16 protein-coding genes and 1 pseudogene are annotated in these 15462 nt (G+C 56.8%); 3 read left to right on the top strand and 14 right to left on the bottom strand.

The genetic code is table 11. From position 1 onward, the window contains the following. Positions 1–44: 44 nt before the first annotated feature. On the bottom strand, positions 45–773 hold the full coding sequence (locus H8K04_20090; protein ID UVT18305.1) for a TVP38/TMEM64 family protein: 729 nt from the start codon (positions 771–773) through the stop codon (positions 45–47). A gap of 383 nt (positions 774–1156) precedes the next feature. Here H8K04_20090 and H8K04_20085 point away from each other — a divergent pair, with 383 nt between their 5' ends. Then, the gene (locus H8K04_20085) at positions 1157–1858 is read left to right on the top strand and encodes a Crp/Fnr family transcriptional regulator (GenBank protein UVT18233.1); all 702 of its coding nucleotides are present in this window, start codon (positions 1157–1159) and stop codon (positions 1856–1858) included. A 97-nt stretch (positions 1859–1955) separates the two neighbouring features. Here the strand turns inward: H8K04_20085 and H8K04_20080 are convergent, their stop codons facing one another. From H8K04_20080 to H8K04_20020, 13 genes and pseudogenes are all read right to left on the bottom strand, one after another. Beyond that, positions 1956–3053 carry a transporter gene (locus H8K04_20080; protein UVT18232.1) on the bottom strand — a complete coding sequence of 366 codons (1098 nt, stop codon included), beginning with the start codon at positions 3051–3053 and terminating at the stop codon, positions 1956–1958. Between the two features lie 172 nt (positions 3054–3225). Further along, positions 3226–3528 (bottom strand): hypothetical protein, encoded by a 303-nt coding sequence (locus tag H8K04_20075; GenBank protein ID UVT18231.1) that lies wholly within the window; start codon positions 3526–3528, stop codon positions 3226–3228. A gap of 204 nt (positions 3529–3732) precedes the next feature. After that, complete coding sequence (locus tag H8K04_20070; protein UVT18230.1) at positions 3733–3933, bottom strand: DUF2934 domain-containing protein; 201 nt, start codon at positions 3931–3933, stop codon at positions 3733–3735. A gap of 268 nt (positions 3934–4201) precedes the next feature. After that, positions 4202–4978 carry a TVP38/TMEM64 family protein gene (locus H8K04_20065; GenBank protein ID UVT18229.1) on the bottom strand — a complete coding sequence of 259 codons (777 nt, stop codon included), beginning with the start codon at positions 4976–4978 and terminating at the stop codon, positions 4202–4204. 16 nt (positions 4979–4994) lie between these two features. After that, positions 4995–5648, bottom strand: coding sequence for an acyloxyacyl hydrolase (locus H8K04_20060; GenBank protein ID UVT18228.1), 654 nt, complete (start codon positions 5646–5648; stop codon positions 4995–4997). A 159-nt stretch (positions 5649–5807) separates the two neighbouring features. Further along, positions 5808–6534: pseudogene (locus tag H8K04_20055) on the bottom strand (NAD(P)H-hydrate epimerase). 79 nt (positions 6535–6613) lie between these two features. After that, entirely contained in the window at positions 6614–7294 is a 681-nt protein-coding gene (locus tag H8K04_20050; GenBank protein UVT18227.1) for a tetratricopeptide repeat protein, read from the bottom strand. A 247-nt stretch (positions 7295–7541) separates the two neighbouring features. Further along, a complete protein-coding gene (locus H8K04_20045; protein ID UVT18304.1) occupies positions 7542–8441 on the bottom strand; it encodes a DUF3179 domain-containing protein in 900 nt (299 codons plus the stop codon). A 136-nt stretch (positions 8442–8577) separates the two neighbouring features. After that, positions 8578–9087: a hypothetical protein gene (locus H8K04_20040; GenBank protein UVT18226.1), complete on the bottom strand. Its 510-nt coding sequence runs from the start codon at positions 9085–9087 to the stop codon at positions 8578–8580. Positions 9088–9928: 841 nt separating this feature from the next. Continuing rightward, positions 9929–10144, bottom strand: a complete 216-nt coding sequence (locus H8K04_20035) for a hypothetical protein (GenBank protein ID UVT18225.1) — start codon at positions 10142–10144, stop codon at positions 9929–9931. A 100-nt stretch (positions 10145–10244) separates the two neighbouring features. Next, positions 10245–10607 (bottom strand): hypothetical protein, encoded by a 363-nt coding sequence (locus H8K04_20030; GenBank protein UVT18224.1) that lies wholly within the window; start codon positions 10605–10607, stop codon positions 10245–10247. Positions 10608–10623: 16 nt separating this feature from the next. Beyond that, positions 10624–11142, bottom strand: coding sequence for a hypothetical protein (locus H8K04_20025; protein UVT18223.1), 519 nt, complete (start codon positions 11140–11142; stop codon positions 10624–10626). A gap of 423 nt (positions 11143–11565) precedes the next feature. Further along, on the bottom strand, positions 11566–12654 hold the full coding sequence (locus H8K04_20020) for a tyrosine-type recombinase/integrase (GenBank protein ID UVT18222.1): 1089 nt from the start codon (positions 12652–12654) through the stop codon (positions 11566–11568). A 525-nt stretch (positions 12655–13179) separates the two neighbouring features. Here H8K04_20020 and H8K04_20015 point away from each other — a divergent pair. Further along, positions 13180–13878 carry a hypothetical protein gene (locus H8K04_20015; GenBank protein ID UVT18221.1) on the top strand — a complete coding sequence of 233 codons (699 nt, stop codon included), beginning with the start codon at positions 13180–13182 and terminating at the stop codon, positions 13876–13878. A 751-nt stretch (positions 13879–14629) separates the two neighbouring features. Continuing rightward, positions 14630–15460, top strand: coding sequence for a ParA family protein (locus tag H8K04_20010; GenBank protein ID UVT18220.1), 831 nt, complete (start codon positions 14630–14632; stop codon positions 15458–15460). The last annotated feature ends 2 nt before the right edge of the window (positions 15461–15462 follow it).

Genomic DNA, 15462 nt, shown 5'->3' with positions numbered 1-15462 from the left:
CGTAGCCCCATTTGTTATAAGTTATCGGTTGATCGATGACCTCTTCATGACGCCGGTTTGGTCGCAAACCTTTTATAGACGACCGGCACGAGGGCCAGCAGTCCCAAGAGGATAAAGGCGCCGATGACATTGGGCGATGCGATTTCCTTCAGTGAGTTGATGGTGCCGAGTTGGCGTCCCGCATAGGCATAGACGAAGGAACCAGGAATAATGCCGAGCGCGGTGGCTCCGATATAGGTTCCCGCGCTGACGCGAGTCAGCCCGGATACGAGGTTGACCACGAAGAACGGAAAGAGTGGAATTAGCCGGAGGGTCAGCAGGTAGCTGAACGCATTCTTGGCGAAGCCTTCTTGGAACGGTCTCAGCGAGTTCCCGAACTTCTGCTCCACGGTGTCCCGCAACACATACCGTGCGGTCAGAAACGCCAGGGTGGCGCCGGTTGTCGCCCCGAGATTGACGAACAGCGTACCAAGGACGGCACCGAACGCGAACCCTCCAGCCAACGTGAGAATGACCGCACCAGGCAGCGATAAGCCGGTGACGATCGCATAGGCGACAATGAAGATACCGACCGCTGCGACATAATTCGAGTCCGTAAATGCCAGCAGATGGTTCCGATTGTCTTTCAGGGCAGCTAACGATAAGAACCGTCCAAGATCAAAATAGAAGAACGCCCCGATGGCCAGTCCGATCACCAGAGCGATGATCACCTTGCCCGAAGGATGCGCCTTAGCGGGCGTAACGGGTAACGTGCCCTGATTCAAAGGGGGCATCGGATGGGGTGTGTCATTCTGAGGCTCGTCTACGCACTGTGTTTCCATGGACTGGACTCCCTTCGTGTGGCTGAGCGAAACCTGATGGAGGTTCTCCTGCACATCAGGCTTTCCGGAAGTATCACCTCTCAACATGACTTCACAATAACCGACGTGCCGTTGAGATTCTGTGAGCCAGTTCACAGTGTGATAGGTTGAGGACGGCCAGGAGAACAGCCCCATCACACGGCACGATGTCGTTGTTCTTTCGCACGAATGTGTCAGGTAGATGACAGACCCTTTTCGAACAGACGATGCCACCGAAGGACTGTGGCATCAAGAGATGTCTTGCCTTATGGTAGGTGAAATCATTAGACTTTCGGTCTGAACCGGCGGTAGAGCACATGGAACAGCCTTCCTCATCCACGAATAAGCTGTGGTACCTCAAGCACATTCGCTTGTTCGACGGGATCTCTTCGTCTGACATGCAAGAGATGGAGAAGATTACGCGTATGGAGGAAGTCAAGAAACGGCAGCCTCTCTATCTTCCCGGTGATCCGAGCAGCAGTGTGTATTTGCTGAAAAAGGGACGCGTCAAAATTGCCAACACGGCGCCAAACGGGAAAGAGGTCACGTTTGAAATCCTGGAGCCTGGCGAAGTCTTCGGTGAGTTGGAGGTGTTGGAAGATACCCCCCGCTCGACCTCAGCGGAGGCCCTTGATGACACACTGATTTGCGTGATCCCACGCAAAGACTTCGACCAGTATCTAGCGATGCGTCCGAACGTAACGGTGAAGTTGACCAAGCTTATCGGCCTACGGCTGAGAAAAATCCAGAGCCGCGTCGAAGACCTCGTCTTTCGGGATGTCCCGGCGCGTTTGGCCCATCTCCTATTAGAGTTGAGCAAGACCGATGGCGTGACAGACCAGCAGGGGATTCGCCTGAAGGCAAAGTTGACCCACCAAGAAATGGCGAACCTGATCGGCTGTAGCCGCGAAACCGTGAGCACCATCATCGGACAGTTTCGGGATCAAAGGCTCATCCAGATGGACGGACGAACGATCACCCTTCTGAAACCAGACACACTTTCTCGCCTCGCTTCCTGACCATTGTCTTCCGCCCTTCAGTCAGCCGGCTTCTTGCGGGCGATGGGATCAGACGCTGTTCCCATCACCTGCAAGGACCTAGACCCGTTGCCCAAGCCTAGGATTTCGGTTTCACAAGTTGAACCGAACGGGTCATGCCAAAGACAAAACTGGTTCCCTGCGCAAGGTTGTTGTTGGCATCCCGTGCCAAGGGAATTTGGGCCATAAAATACAATGAGGTCGCTTCCGTATATCGAGAGTTGAAGAGTTGTCCAATATCGAGTTGGAATCCTGGCGTATAGGCCAAGTAGGTCGATCCGGTATTCGGGACTCGTCGATCGAGGACGCGGGAGTCAATCACGATCGGTTCCTCCCCTGAAAACGGTGCGGCCGATTGCTCCAGATTGGCCGTGACGTTGTCGTGCGTGAGATAACGGAAGTTGAATTGCTGAGACAACACCAGCCAGGGGGTCGTGACCAGATTCACGCCGGCATTGAACTGATATTCGTCTCCAAACTGATACCCATCCCGATTGCGGAAGGTATGGCGATAGCTGGCGAAGGCGAACTGGCTCAACCGGTGGGGAATCAGCTCATAGGTTTGGTACATCGAACCGATGAGACCAACCTGGCCACGCCCCAGTTGCCCCGGGGATTCCAAAATCTGCCCTGAGCTGTCCCGTGCTTGGGTGTCTCCGGTCGGTAATTCCAGGCCGAACCCCATGACGATAGCGTGGCGAAGCGCCGGCAACACATTGTACTTGGCCGTGATCCGCACGTCGCCGAAGCCGTTATCTGAAAAGTTGACGGGCTCGCCGGCCTCCGTTGCCGACTCGCCGAGCCCATCGATGTGCAGATGCGTTCGCTTGAGATAGGGCACGGTCATTTGAAGAGCAAGCCGGTCCGTGAGGCCATAGTTCAAGTCGAGCGTATAGGTCTGGGTGATGGTTCGAATTTCCTGGTGGTGATCTAGAATCAACCGTTGCTGCGCCTGATCCGCCGCCGGAATAATCCCTGTGGCGCCGCTCAGCAACCGCATCGGAGTATAGTTGTAGATCCCACTCACCGTCAGCACGCCTTGTTGCGGGACCTGTTGCTGTGCTCCGATCACCACAAAGCAGCTCACGGCGCCACAGGAGGCCAGCGCCTCCGATCGGAGAAACACGGTGAGGAGTGCCAGGAAGAAAAGAAATGACACGTGTCGAGTCAATCGCATGGTACGAGCTCCTTCAATGGTCGGTTCGCGTCTTCCGCCGAAACGAAGACGTCCCGAGAGAATGACGAGAGCGCCCGCCCGTGATCCTCCCTGGGTGGACGTGCCAGGGGCACGGATACCAGTCCACGCGAGGTCGCACTCGGGCTGACGAACGATCTGTTGCTGAAACCGGTCAGGCCTCGGAGGGCGGTCCTCGGGTGAACGAGTGAGACGGTGGGACATTCCGCCTTGGGGGCGGATGGTTGCAGTCGAGAACCGCTGCCTCTGCAAGCTGAGCGCCGGCCAGGGAGAAGGAGGTATTCATGGCCTGACCGGCTGCACAGAACCAGGCACAGAGAGAATTCGAATGGCTGTTCGAGTGATGGTTCCCGTGCTCGAACTCGTGCACGATCAGGTGAGGGCCGACCAAGACGGTCGAGGCGAACAGCACCCCTGCCAGCACGATCATGAGAGGCAATCGGAATGGAGCGCACATAGACGGAGAGGTTCCTCAGTCAAAGAAGCCGTATCCACGATAAGGGCATCCATCGGCTTCTTGTCGTTTCTGGCGCCGTTCTACGAGAGATGGAAGAAAAGAACTGTGAGGTGGATTACAGTTTGCAACCAGCCCCAACCTATTAGCACCCCCATGCAAGAGCTGGGAAGGAGTGGCGCGGGTATTGTCTAGTGGAGCGAAGAGCTACGAGATTCCTTCTCCATTTCCTTGATCCCGTGTGAGTATCCGTCGTTCGGCCTCCAACCAATGCTCCACATCGTGTCCATGTTCACATCCGTGTTCACAAAAGAGCTGGTAGGCGAGAGCGCGGATGTCTTCTTGCGCTGCCTCACGGTTTGTCTCGGACGAGTTTCCTTTGTTGGCTTCTTTTTTCTTTTTGCTCATACACCCTCCTTCTTTGTGTAAGGTGGACCGAATGTTCCAGCTTACCCGTCCTTTTACCAGCCTTTTCAATCTGCTGGCTGTAAGGTACCTCACAATCATCGAGAGATTGCACCATGGTAGGGCCCAGGGGCTGAGGCGAGGCGGATGATAGAGAAGCGTGCCGAATCGATGGCTGTTGAGAGCAGGGCCTGCATTGCGGGGAAGTGGTGACGGCGGCGAGCACGGTCAGGATTGTTGGATAAAGCAGAAACCAAGACCACTGACACCCCTAGGTCAGTGGTCCCCCACAGGAATCGCATCGTGGGGCACCGTCTACAACAGGACATCCCGGCTGGCCGGGTGCAAGATGGACGTGAGCCGCCACCGGCATGTCGCCGCGCAGCAAACGAACCCAGCGCGCCGTGGGGTAGCGGAGCACCAGCTTCGGCAGGAGCAGCATCACCGTCACCATGGCCGTCCCCGACAGAATCATCAGCCACGCGCCTGAAATCACTTGACTGCCGGCATAGGTCAGCGCGAACGTCGGCGGAATCATCCCCACGAAAGTAACCAGGGCGAAGGTCCGGAGGGACATGTTCGTCAAGCCGGCGCCGTAACTGATCACGTCGAACGAGAAGAGCGGGACCAGCCGGGCCAGCAGAACAAAGATCGCCAGATGGCGGTCCGAACATCGTTCGCAAAATACAACATTGGTCCGCAGCAGTTTGGTGAGGATCTCCTGCCCCAACGTGCGTCCGATGAGAAAGCTCGCAATCGCGCCGATCTCTGCACCGATGACGGAGTAGGTTGTTCCCAGTATCGTTCCGAAAGTGGCGCCAGCAGCGATAACCAGGGGGAGATCGGGAAGCGGGCTGATGACAACAGAGGTCGTCATCAGCGCCATGAACAAGAGCGGTCCGAAGGGGCCGGCTGTGCGTAGCTGGTCGGCTACTTGCTCAGGCTTCAGCAGTTCTCCGAGATCAAGCCAGGATGCCACCGCGTAGATGCCGACCAGGACGGCGAGAAGTGCTCCGAGTTTCAGCCAACCGGTTCTTGTGGCCGCCATGCGGTCTCCCCTTCCGTCAAAAGAGCCCAGGTGTGAAGAATGAAAGCCCGACATAGGGCAGCACTCCGTTGATCCCGGTATTTCGGTCACCGAGATTCGAATTAGAGATATGGTGCAACCGCACGCCCATGGTCCAGGTGATCCGGTCCGTCACAAAATAATGCACCCCCGGGCCGGTCTCCAAGATGAACTCGAACTGTGTGCTCTGTTCAGGAATCCGCGGCGCCAAATTGGTCCAGATCATGCCCGCGCCGACATCCCAGAACGGCACCCATCGCCCAAACGACAGAAAATTGTATTTCAGGAGGAACGACCCTCCTGCCGCTTCCGCCGCAAACGGTTCGGTAAAGCGTGCGAACACGGGTTGAACTAAGAATTCGACGTTGCCTTGCCACCAGCCGGTTCCCAGGGGATCGGTCAAGACCACCCCGAGACGCGGCATCACAAAGACGGCGCTCCGGTTCGCGGAGGGGCCGTTTCCAACGACGGTCGTGCCCTGCGCATAGCCCAGCGCCCCGCCGATTTCTACCGTGCCTTTGGTCATCACATCGTGCGCTTCGAAGGAAGATTGCGCGCTCGCTACACGGCTCTCGACACCGCATGTAACGACGACGAATGTCACTATGGATAACAAGACGCCGATTTGTCGACGCCGCTCATGTCTCAGCATTATTACGCTCCTTGCGCAGCCACAACGTAGCTCCACCCATACAACAGGGTCTTCATTCGCATGGCCATTCACGCCTACTTTTTATCCCTCATTGGATGATGGCATGGTACGGCACATTCATGTCGCAGGTCTGTGATGTGTCTTACAGAGCAGGTGTGGTCAGGATTGAGCCGAGTCCGGCACGGGCGGGCATGACCGGCAGATCAACGGAACCCAAAAACCCTTTGCGAACGGATTGACATAGGACCATCCCAGACGACGATACGTCTGCTCTGGAATGCCGATGTCAGCTAGGAAGAGCTGTCCAGTTCGTTCAGGCAGCAGACCGGTCTTGGGGAGAGCCAGCGTCATGGTCCAATGGGGCTGGATACAGTCTCCAGGCCTGTGACCGGTTGTAGCGTCCAATCCCGACGGCACGTCGAGCGCCAGAATCGGCATGCCCGTGCCGTTCGACCACCGAATCAAGTCAGCGACCGGACTTCTTGGGGCGGAACGGAGTCCGTATCTGATCAGGCCGTCGAGGATCAGATCGACCGGTTCCGCGCTCAAGGAGGCGTCGTCGATTTCTCTGCCCTGTGTGGACCGGAAGATTGTTCGTTGAAATGCCGGAACATCTTCAAGGCGGTCAGGCTCAGCGAGGCAGAGTCTGACGTTGATACCGTGATTGGCCAGGTGGCGAGCGGCGCAGATTCCTCCTCCGCCATTGCCTCCACTCCCAGTCAGCACGACGATGCGCGATGGCGAGCAGCGCCAGGTTGCGCCCGGCGTTCTCCATCATTTGAAACAGGTTGGGTCCGGTCGCTTCGCTGGCGAGGCGGTCCCCTTCCCGCATCTGCTCCGCCGTCACCGCGGGAACTTCGACTCCCGTGTCCGTGAAGAATCGCATGGTGTTCGTTGTGACCGTCATTCTGTATAGACCAGCAGCTGCGCGCCGATGATCAGGATGAAGATTCCCCAAGCTCGTGTCATTCAGAGACCGCCGTTTCCGCAGAGATTGTCTGTCGCGTCTCTAGGAGATGCATAATGGCAACAGCACCCCTCAGTAGCCCTCCGTTCCAACGACGAACGAGCCGAAGATAATTCACATCCCCATAGCTAGGATCCAGGCGAATCGCCTGGCGGTAGTTTTGGAGTCCCTTGTCGACGGAGCCAGAGGAGAAGCATCCTAGCCCCAGGCCAGCCCAGGCACTGGCAATGGAAGCATCCTGGCTCACTGCGGTCTGCCATTGCACGATGGCAGACTCCAATTCCCCATGTTCGAACAAGGCGAACCCGAGATTGCTCTTGGCTACGGCATTGTTCGGGCTCAAACGGACGGCGGTGGAGAACTCCCCAATAGCACCAACGTAATTCCCTTGGACATACAGGACCATCCCAAAATAATTATGTGGGGTAGGGCTTTTCGGATCGAGTCGAATCGCCGTTCGAAGCTCCTCGGAGGCTTTGGGGAGATCTCCCAGCAAAAACAGCAGCGCCCCCAGTTTGTTATGTAAGTTGGCTACTTCGTGTGGGCTGTAGATGACGTTTGTCTCCCCACGCTGAGTCACGAGTTGGTCGGGGCTTGATATGTCCAAGCGGGTTGCACACCCGACACTGATCAGAGACAGTCCCGCAAACGCCGATGCAACAATGTGAAGTTTCATCATATCGAACTCCTGTCGGTCACCTGCCTGAACTAAGCCAGATTTCTTCGAGTTGCTAAATAATCCCGGATTCCGCAGTGGAAACAATGACTTTTGTTCTGTGCCGTTTCGACCAGCAGAAATCTGTTCTGCACTCCCGTTTCAAGATTTCTCACTCCGTTCACATGACAAAGGACATAATGGCTGATCGTCTGATTGATACACGGGGTGATCGCTGGTGTCTGCTCCGGACGTCGTTTGAGCAGTGTCCCTAACCCGCATAGTAAGAAGTGAATACCTGTGTGTCCGGATGAAACGCGTACCATGCGAACCAGAAGGCCATCACGGAGAGGATTGGCTTCCCCTGTTCGTCGACCACCGAGGCGCTGCGAGACGCTGCGTTGTAACGTACGGTCACTCGCTGTCCGTTCACCTGGTCGGCCACGGGTGACGACACCTTGTTCAGTTCCAGAAAGGGATAGGCTTTAGTGACGCCATCAATCTCGAGACCGACCACCCATTCCTTGGGGTGGTAGCGGGAATCGACATGGGTAATGTCGAAAAACAGCTCGGAGCTTTCGCCATACCCTGCGTAAGGATCGCGATCGTAGTTGTGGAACGACCCGGTTCGTGCCGAGAGGACGACGGTAGAGGGATGAGCGGTGCGCCAGTCCCTCCAGATCGTATGTTCTATGAACATCGGCCTGAGCTTCTCTCCCGTCAGCGGTCCGGAAACGGCATGCATGCCGACTTGCGACCAGAGGCTCTCCGTCTGATGGTCGTACATGAGCAGATCGCTTTGATAGAGCAGGCCGGAGACGCCGAAGGTATGTCTCCGTCCCTGCACCTCAGCCTCGAAGGCCATGCCGGTGCCACAGAGGGGGCAATAGGTAACGACGACGGCCTTCCCCCCGATCATGTCGTTGACGATTTCATGCCAATTGAGGATTTTTATCGGATACGCCTTGGCCTCCGAGCCTGCTGTGAGTCCGAGCACTCGGTCGTCGTCACGGAGAAATGTGGAATCTGAGCCCGAGATGAACTTAGGAGTCAGGATGGCCGGTATGCCGTCCTTCCCAGGCCCCCCGTCAACGAACTGGTCCAGTGGAACGCTGTGGCGTGACAGATCAAAGGTGGTGGTCGGGATCTTTCTGAATCCCAGCCAGGCCATGAGGATCAACAGGGCACCACCTGCGAGAAGCAGCACCCAGCGCCACTGCGGAGAGGTGAGACGGTGCCACCAGGTCGTGTTCACGGGCGACGCGAAAGTCATAAGTGCACTGCGATCTGCCAGCTGAATACGTGGCTCATATCGGTCGTCTCAGAGCAGGAGAAGTGAGCACGGTCATCGTTCCCGATAGTATCGTTGCAGGGGTGTTGTGAAGAGGCACACGGTCGGACAGATATCGGTCAAAGGTTTGAACAATTCGAATCGTCGACACAATGGCCTCGCATCTCCGAGGGCCCACAGCACTCAGACAGAAGGCATGTGGTAGTGCGGCGATCTGGTATAGTCCACTCGCATTTGTGGTGATGGCCAATGCCACGATTCGCCTGGTTCGAGCATCGAGGACATCAAGGTCGACGTCGTCCCTGAATAGTTCCCAGGCCGCCTCGAGATAGGCTGGTCTCGCCTGAAGCGCGGCAAACAAGTCGGGAACAAACGAAATGCCGAAGGTCTCGGTAATGTCTACGAGGACTGTCTCAGCGGCCAGGCGGCGGGATCGTTCAGCACCGCATTCAGCTCGCTCAGCGTGTTCGGTCGTTGTGCTGTGTTGTACCATAGCCTTCGCCACATGAAGGGGTACACCGGTCATCGCAAACCTTTTACTGGTCTAGCTGAGTCCACTCCCCTACTTTTCGGAGTAACCACTCTTTCTTCGGCACACCTGTTGCCACGGTCTGGCCATTGATGACGACGACTGGCAGGACCGAAAAGCCCAGTCTTTCAATGTCTTTCTCCGCTAGCTGATGAACCGTCACGGCCCATGTTGGATACTGTTCAAGGACGTCCGTCGCAAGTGATAGGATTGATTGCTCTGACAAGCATCTGTCGTGGAAATAGAAGTCAACTCGCCGCATGTGCACAGCATAGATTGGTCGGTCCAAATGAATCTGTAAGCTGGGTTACAGGACGGGAAGGATCAATAAGACTCTCAACAATGAGGGCAGCCATGCGCATGAGATATCTCCCAGTCGGGTTGTCGGTAGAAGGGCATCTGCGCACGCCACTCCCCTTTCGACTTCCTTTCAATGGATGCAACCGTAGGAATGGAAGTTCGTGCCCCCTGATCGTTTCAGCCTGGTATAACCGGAACAACGTGGCCTTGATCGAAACCACCATGTCCGGCGACAGCTTCCTTGGGGGTTGTCTTTAACAAATGATTCAGCCTTCGGTGTCCGAACCCGCTTAAGCTGTAGGGTGTAGCGCATCACTGCTCACGGTAAGGAGTCACGAGCGAGAATTAATTTTGTACAAGTAGGTATGTTTCATCTGCAACTGTACGGGCGGGGACGTCACCGGTGTGATAGAGACTCTCGTATTGAGTTCACCATCTCAGTCGGTAATGGTCGTGTCGGCTTGAAGGATCATGGAGAATTCCGGGATCTCCGAGAGTGAAAGGACCGTCTGGGGATACGATGACGCGCGGAGCCCCGTCAGATTTGCGTCACCGCATCTTCCGTCCCCTCGAGCAACTTCTGCACTTCCACCACATACATCTCTGTGGTGGCGTCATGCTGATGCTGCATCATCTTCTGAACCCACGTCGGATTCGCCTCGTTGAGCAGCGCAAAGGTGGGCGTCGAAAGGCGCAAACTCTGCACGACGATGCCCAGCTTCTTGACGCCCGCCAAGAGCAGACGTTCGGTCATGATCCAGTTGATGGAGCGAGTACTGGGGTTCTCACACGACGGGTACAGCCGAGATCTTCAACTCTGTGTCGCGCCAGCGGGTTCGACAAGGCGTCAAGAGCTAGCCCTGACTGAGTTGCTTGACTTGTCGGGCTCGTTTGTTTTCCAGCTCCTTCGTCAGTTTCAAAATATGCTCCCGAAGCTCCGTGATGGATTGGGATGCTGTACAGGCCTGCTGGATCTGGCGCATGGTCGCAAGCTCTTCCCGAATAATGGAATCGACGAGTTTGTGAACGGTCTCGGTGGGGCTGAGCGGAGGGGTTTCGTTCTCGCGTTGGAGGAGTTCTGTAAAAATCGCTTGTTGCTCGTCCTCGGTCAACGTTGGAACGGTTGTGATGAAAAATTCGTCGATTGCGGCATCGTTTGTGGGGTCGATGCCATATTTGCGGGCGATATCGGCAAAGACGTACATGGATGTCGGCATGAGAAAGTCTACCTCTCTAGCGCCATGAGGTCAACGACTGAGAAAACGAGAGGGCCCCAGCCTCGTCAAAATAGAAATACCCTTTGGCACCGCGACCTTGGAGAATTGTGCGCATGAGCGTCGGGGGGAGGGACCCGTCAGGCAGTGCTGTCATACCGTACTGCGAGTAAAGGGAGAGCAGCTTGACACCTCCTTTGGGGTCTGCATGGAGGCCCATTCTGCCGTGATACCCACCCTGTACTGACTCCTGAATCGTGAGGTCCAGCGCGATTTTGCCGATCTCGTGTGGCTCGATCGAGGTTGGTTGGCCAAAGTGGTTGGTGAGATGGTGTGCGAGGATCTTGCCCGGGGCGCTTGCGCAATACCAAAGGTAGGAGGCGTTTTGCTGATTGCCTCCGAGGTACACGTAGTGGCGGACAGCATAGGTGAGCCCACATACGATCGGCTGACCTTGAGAATCGCGGACCGATCTGAACGTGACTGCAAAGCCAGCCGGGGCTTGATGCCGAAATAGCACGCCGTTGAGGCCAGACATGATGCGCTTCCATCGCCATCCACGGTCAGCTCGTTGGGGCATCTGATTAATAATGGGTTGAACGTTTGCATCCCACCACGTCAGGTGGGTGTCGTTGGCGGATGGAATGGACTGAATACTCACATCGATTGTCCCGTTCGCAGGCTGTGAGAGGGGTATCCGTATGATCGGGAGTGTCGAGGGGGGCATGATGGTGCTTATGCGGGATGTTGTGTCATGTCCGCTCGATAAGGCGCTTGCTGTGTGAGGAACACATGTAATTGTGTAGCTTGCTGAGATCTTCTTGTCAATGCCGCCAGCCCTGGGGCCGATCAAGTGGGCCCAGATCGCTTCCTCCGTTTTGTTGTTCAAGTCTTGTCACGAAGCCTCCGCGGGCGCTCTGGCATCGTCAGTCTGATCAAGGACCGATGTGCCCGTTCTTGCTTAGATCTGCGTGACCGCCTCCTCCGCCCCTTCCAACAACCGCTGCACTTCTTCGACATAAATCTCGGTGGTCGCATAGTGCTGGTGCCGCATCATCTTCTGGACCCGCGTGGGATTCGCGTCATTGAGGAGGGCAAAGGTGGGGGTGGAGTGCCGCAGACTATGGACGACGATGCCGGGCTTCTTCACTCCGGCCAAGAGCAAACCCTCTGTGATAATCCGACGAATGGCGCGGGTCGAGAGCGGCTGCCCGGCTGGCGTCACGATGTTCCCGCCGCGATCGACACAGGCCGTGGTCGCAAAGAGCGGATCCGATCCCTGCGGCGGTCCAGGTCTGAGTGCGAGATACGTCTGGATGCGGTCGTACACCTCCTTGAGCACCTGCACGGACTCATCGGCGGATGGCCGCCCCTTTCCATGCACCCACAATTTCCATTTGTCGCCCGGCACATGTTCTTGGAGATGGTCAATCCGCGCCCGGCTGACTTCAATCGTCCGCAGGCCCGTCTTCAGCATCAAATAGGCCATCGCGACGTTGCGGGCCCGTTGCAGCTCCGATTTCCGTGGATCGGATTCGAGCGCGGCGAGTAACGCCTTGGCATCCGCCACCGGCAAATGCCGCCGCGTGTGCTGCCGACTGCACGGCCAGCCTTGGACGAAGTCGGCCGGATTGACCAAGCCGGGGTGGAGCGGCACGAGCCAGTGCAGAAACTGGCGGACGGCCGTCAGATACCCGTTCTTCGTGCGCGGATTCGGAAACCGTCGATCCAGGGAGACGCGATAGGCGTCGAGGCACGCGCGATCGAGGCGCCGCAGAACGCTCTGCTGCTCCAGCCACGCGATGAATGCCCGACCCCGTTTCAGATAGGTGCGGGCTGTGGTCGCAGAGGGTTTCTGCGCCGCGAGTTGTCGCGCAAATTCGTCGAGGTAGACCCGTAAACCAATCAGCGTGGATGACGACAACTGGAGACAGACGGGCGGGAGTTCGCGCCCGGCCCGTCGGAGCCCCGTCGTGGCGAGCGGGACCAACGCATCCGGCTGACGTAGCTGTGGGAGCCCCGTCTCAGGCAGGGCCGACACCAGATCCATCGACTGACACTCCTTATACTAGGTGATCGATCAGACCGGGTCGGCAATCCGACGCCTGGGTCCGCCTCGTCCCTCCCTCGCCCTCTATATAATGGGAGTGGTCCGATTGGGGCGGCCCCAGCGACCCCCCAGGAGTCGATTGTCTGCCGACCCCATTTCACCCATCTCTGACCCGTCCGTGCCCACCCTACCCCAGCCGATCCGAAAAGACAAGGTATCCGAGAAGGATACAATCCCGGATGCTAAGAGCGCGTCCGACTCCAGGTCCACGGCCTTTGTCCTAGAATTCCAACCATTGACACTATACTAGGACAAAGTGTATAGGATGCTTCGCGCGGCCTTTCACGTGATGATTCAAGACGATCGCGTCCGATTATCGGAGCGCGCACGGCGTGGTTGAGAGCGGTGGATCCTGGAATTAGCACCGCAGCCTGGCCACGGTCGTCACGATGTACGGATGGCTGCCCGACTCAGACCGCTCGCATTCGGCACCCTCTCCGCGTGTAGCGAGGAGCCTGACCGGACATGCACCCTCGGAATGGTAAGACGATGATCGACGCCCCGACCCAACACATCAGTGAACGCATCTCAGACGAGGACCTGCGGGCGGCCTGTGAGACGCCCCTTGCCTATCTGGCCATTCTGCATCGGTATCTCGATGGCGGATTATCGGCCTTGGGGGCGCCGGCGCAGCTGATTTTCCTCCACCTCATGAAGGAGACGCTCGCACGCGGCCGCCGCACCGTGCGGATCACGATTCGGACGTTGGTGGAGAAGACGGGCTTGAGCAAGGAGACGGTCACGGCGGCGCTGCGGACGCTGGCGAATCCCAAGGTGGATCTGATCAATGTCGTCTCGCGTGGAGGCCCGCACACGCCCGCGCAGTATGAAGTCCGGTGGTATACGTATCGGAAGACCTTCCCAGGGTCGGTGCCGGTGCGTACACGGCTGCGTGTTGCGGGCAGTACCGGCTCACTCGAAAACCGCTTGAAGGAGTTGACGCCGGAGGAACGCGAGAAACTGGAACTGTCCTATCTGTCCCTGCCCCCCAAGGAACGGCAGGAACTCGAGGAGCGCGTCATCAGCCGATTACAGGAGCTGGGGCTCACGGTCGAGAAACACCTCTTTCATCAGCTGGTGCTCTTCGAAGTCATGCGGTCCTGCATGTACCATTATATGAAGAAACACCATCCGAATGCGTTCTCGTTTCATCCGGTCGTCTGAGCGCGACGCCAGCCCCTTCGCCACTCCACGCCTGTCTCCTCTGTGTCGCAATCGTCATTCCCCTGCGAACTCCCCGGCACATGCTTCGTTCTCCGCCGAGGATGCACGACCATGTCCCACAGTTGCGCGCGCGCAACTGTGAATCATTTCCCACTTCTTCAGAAACGATGGCGATCTTCGCGTCATCGCTCGTAACCGACAAGTGCCGCGCTATGAATATGCCGCATGGGTTATCGCTCGACAAAGATGCAAGCTGCCATCGACTTCTCTTCCGTTGTTCAATACATTCAATCTTTCACAGTTGCGCGCGCGTAACTCTTCTTCCCATTCCATTGGCGATCTCGTCGGCTGCTATGAATGATGAAAAGCGTTGAAAGCTTCTCTCACGATAGTGCAATGTTTGTTCAGAAAGTATGATTTATAGAATCTTTCTCAGTTGCGCCCGCGCAACTGCTCCGGCGTGTTAGCCCTAGAGTTCCCTCGACCGCGCGTGGGACGCCTGGGCTAGATGGTGACGACCTGCCTTAACGACTGTCGTGGGAATGGGAGGAGGGTATGACGAGTTGCGCGCGCGCAACTGAGAAATGTTTTTCTCGTGATATCTACGATAGGGCAAGTCTAGCGTCATGCCGATCATATGACTGCATGTTCGACAAACACTGGGCCTATCTTAGACTTGGGTGTTGCAATTATCGCCTCACACGTATATCTTCCCGGTCTAATTGTGGTCATCGCTTGGAGGGCATACTAGATGAAGACTATTTCTGTCATCAATCAGAAAGGTGGAGTCGGAAAAACCACGACGGTTGTTAACATGGCGGCGGCGTTGGCCCGCCTGGGACATCCTGTGTTGGTCATCGATCTTGATCCGCAAGCCAATGCTTCGACGACATTGGGAAAGATGGATCCTTACGAAGTAAAATTCACATCCGCGAATCTCTTATTAGACAAAGCCAGCACGGTGGCCGCGCCGTGGCATGAGACCATCGAAGAAGACGTGCGACTGATCTATGGGCATGTCGGGTTGACCCGCGTGGATCGTGAACTCCAGAAGATTCATATGCTGACCCCTGGGTCCGCCCTGAAACGTCGCTTGAGTCAATTGGCGATCGGTCCAGATGAGATCGTCTTGATCGATTGTGCGCCGAGTCTGTCGTTCCTGACAGTCAATGCGTTGGTGGCGTCCGACCATTTCATCGTGCCGATGGAAAGCGGCTCGAAATACAGTCTCGACGGGTACGCGGATTTGGAAGAAGTAATCAAGGACGTGTCGCAAGACGAAGTGAACCCGCATCTGTCATGTTTGGGAGTATTGATTACCAAGCACGATGGCCGAAAAAACGTGTGTAAGGCCATGAGGAACGCGATTGAAAAGCGGTTTGGGCCGTTGGTGTTTCACACGGCGATCGCCTCGTCGGCGCGGATTCAGGATGCCGAGGTCATGAAGAAGACGATCTTTCAATCGGATCGTCAGAGTACCGGGGCGCGGGATTATATGCAGTTTGGGCGGGAAGTGCTGGAGCGGCTGCATTTGAAACCCTTGCGAGAGTTTGCCGATGAACTGGTGGCGAGTGAGGCGTAGCC

It is taken from the genome of Nitrospira sp. (assembly GCA_024760525.1).
In the GTDB taxonomy this organism is placed as follows: domain Bacteria; phylum Nitrospirota; class Nitrospiria; order Nitrospirales; family Nitrospiraceae; genus Nitrospira_D.
The sequence above is the reverse complement of the archived record's forward strand: the minus strand, read 5'-3'. Positions and strand labels throughout refer to the sequence as shown.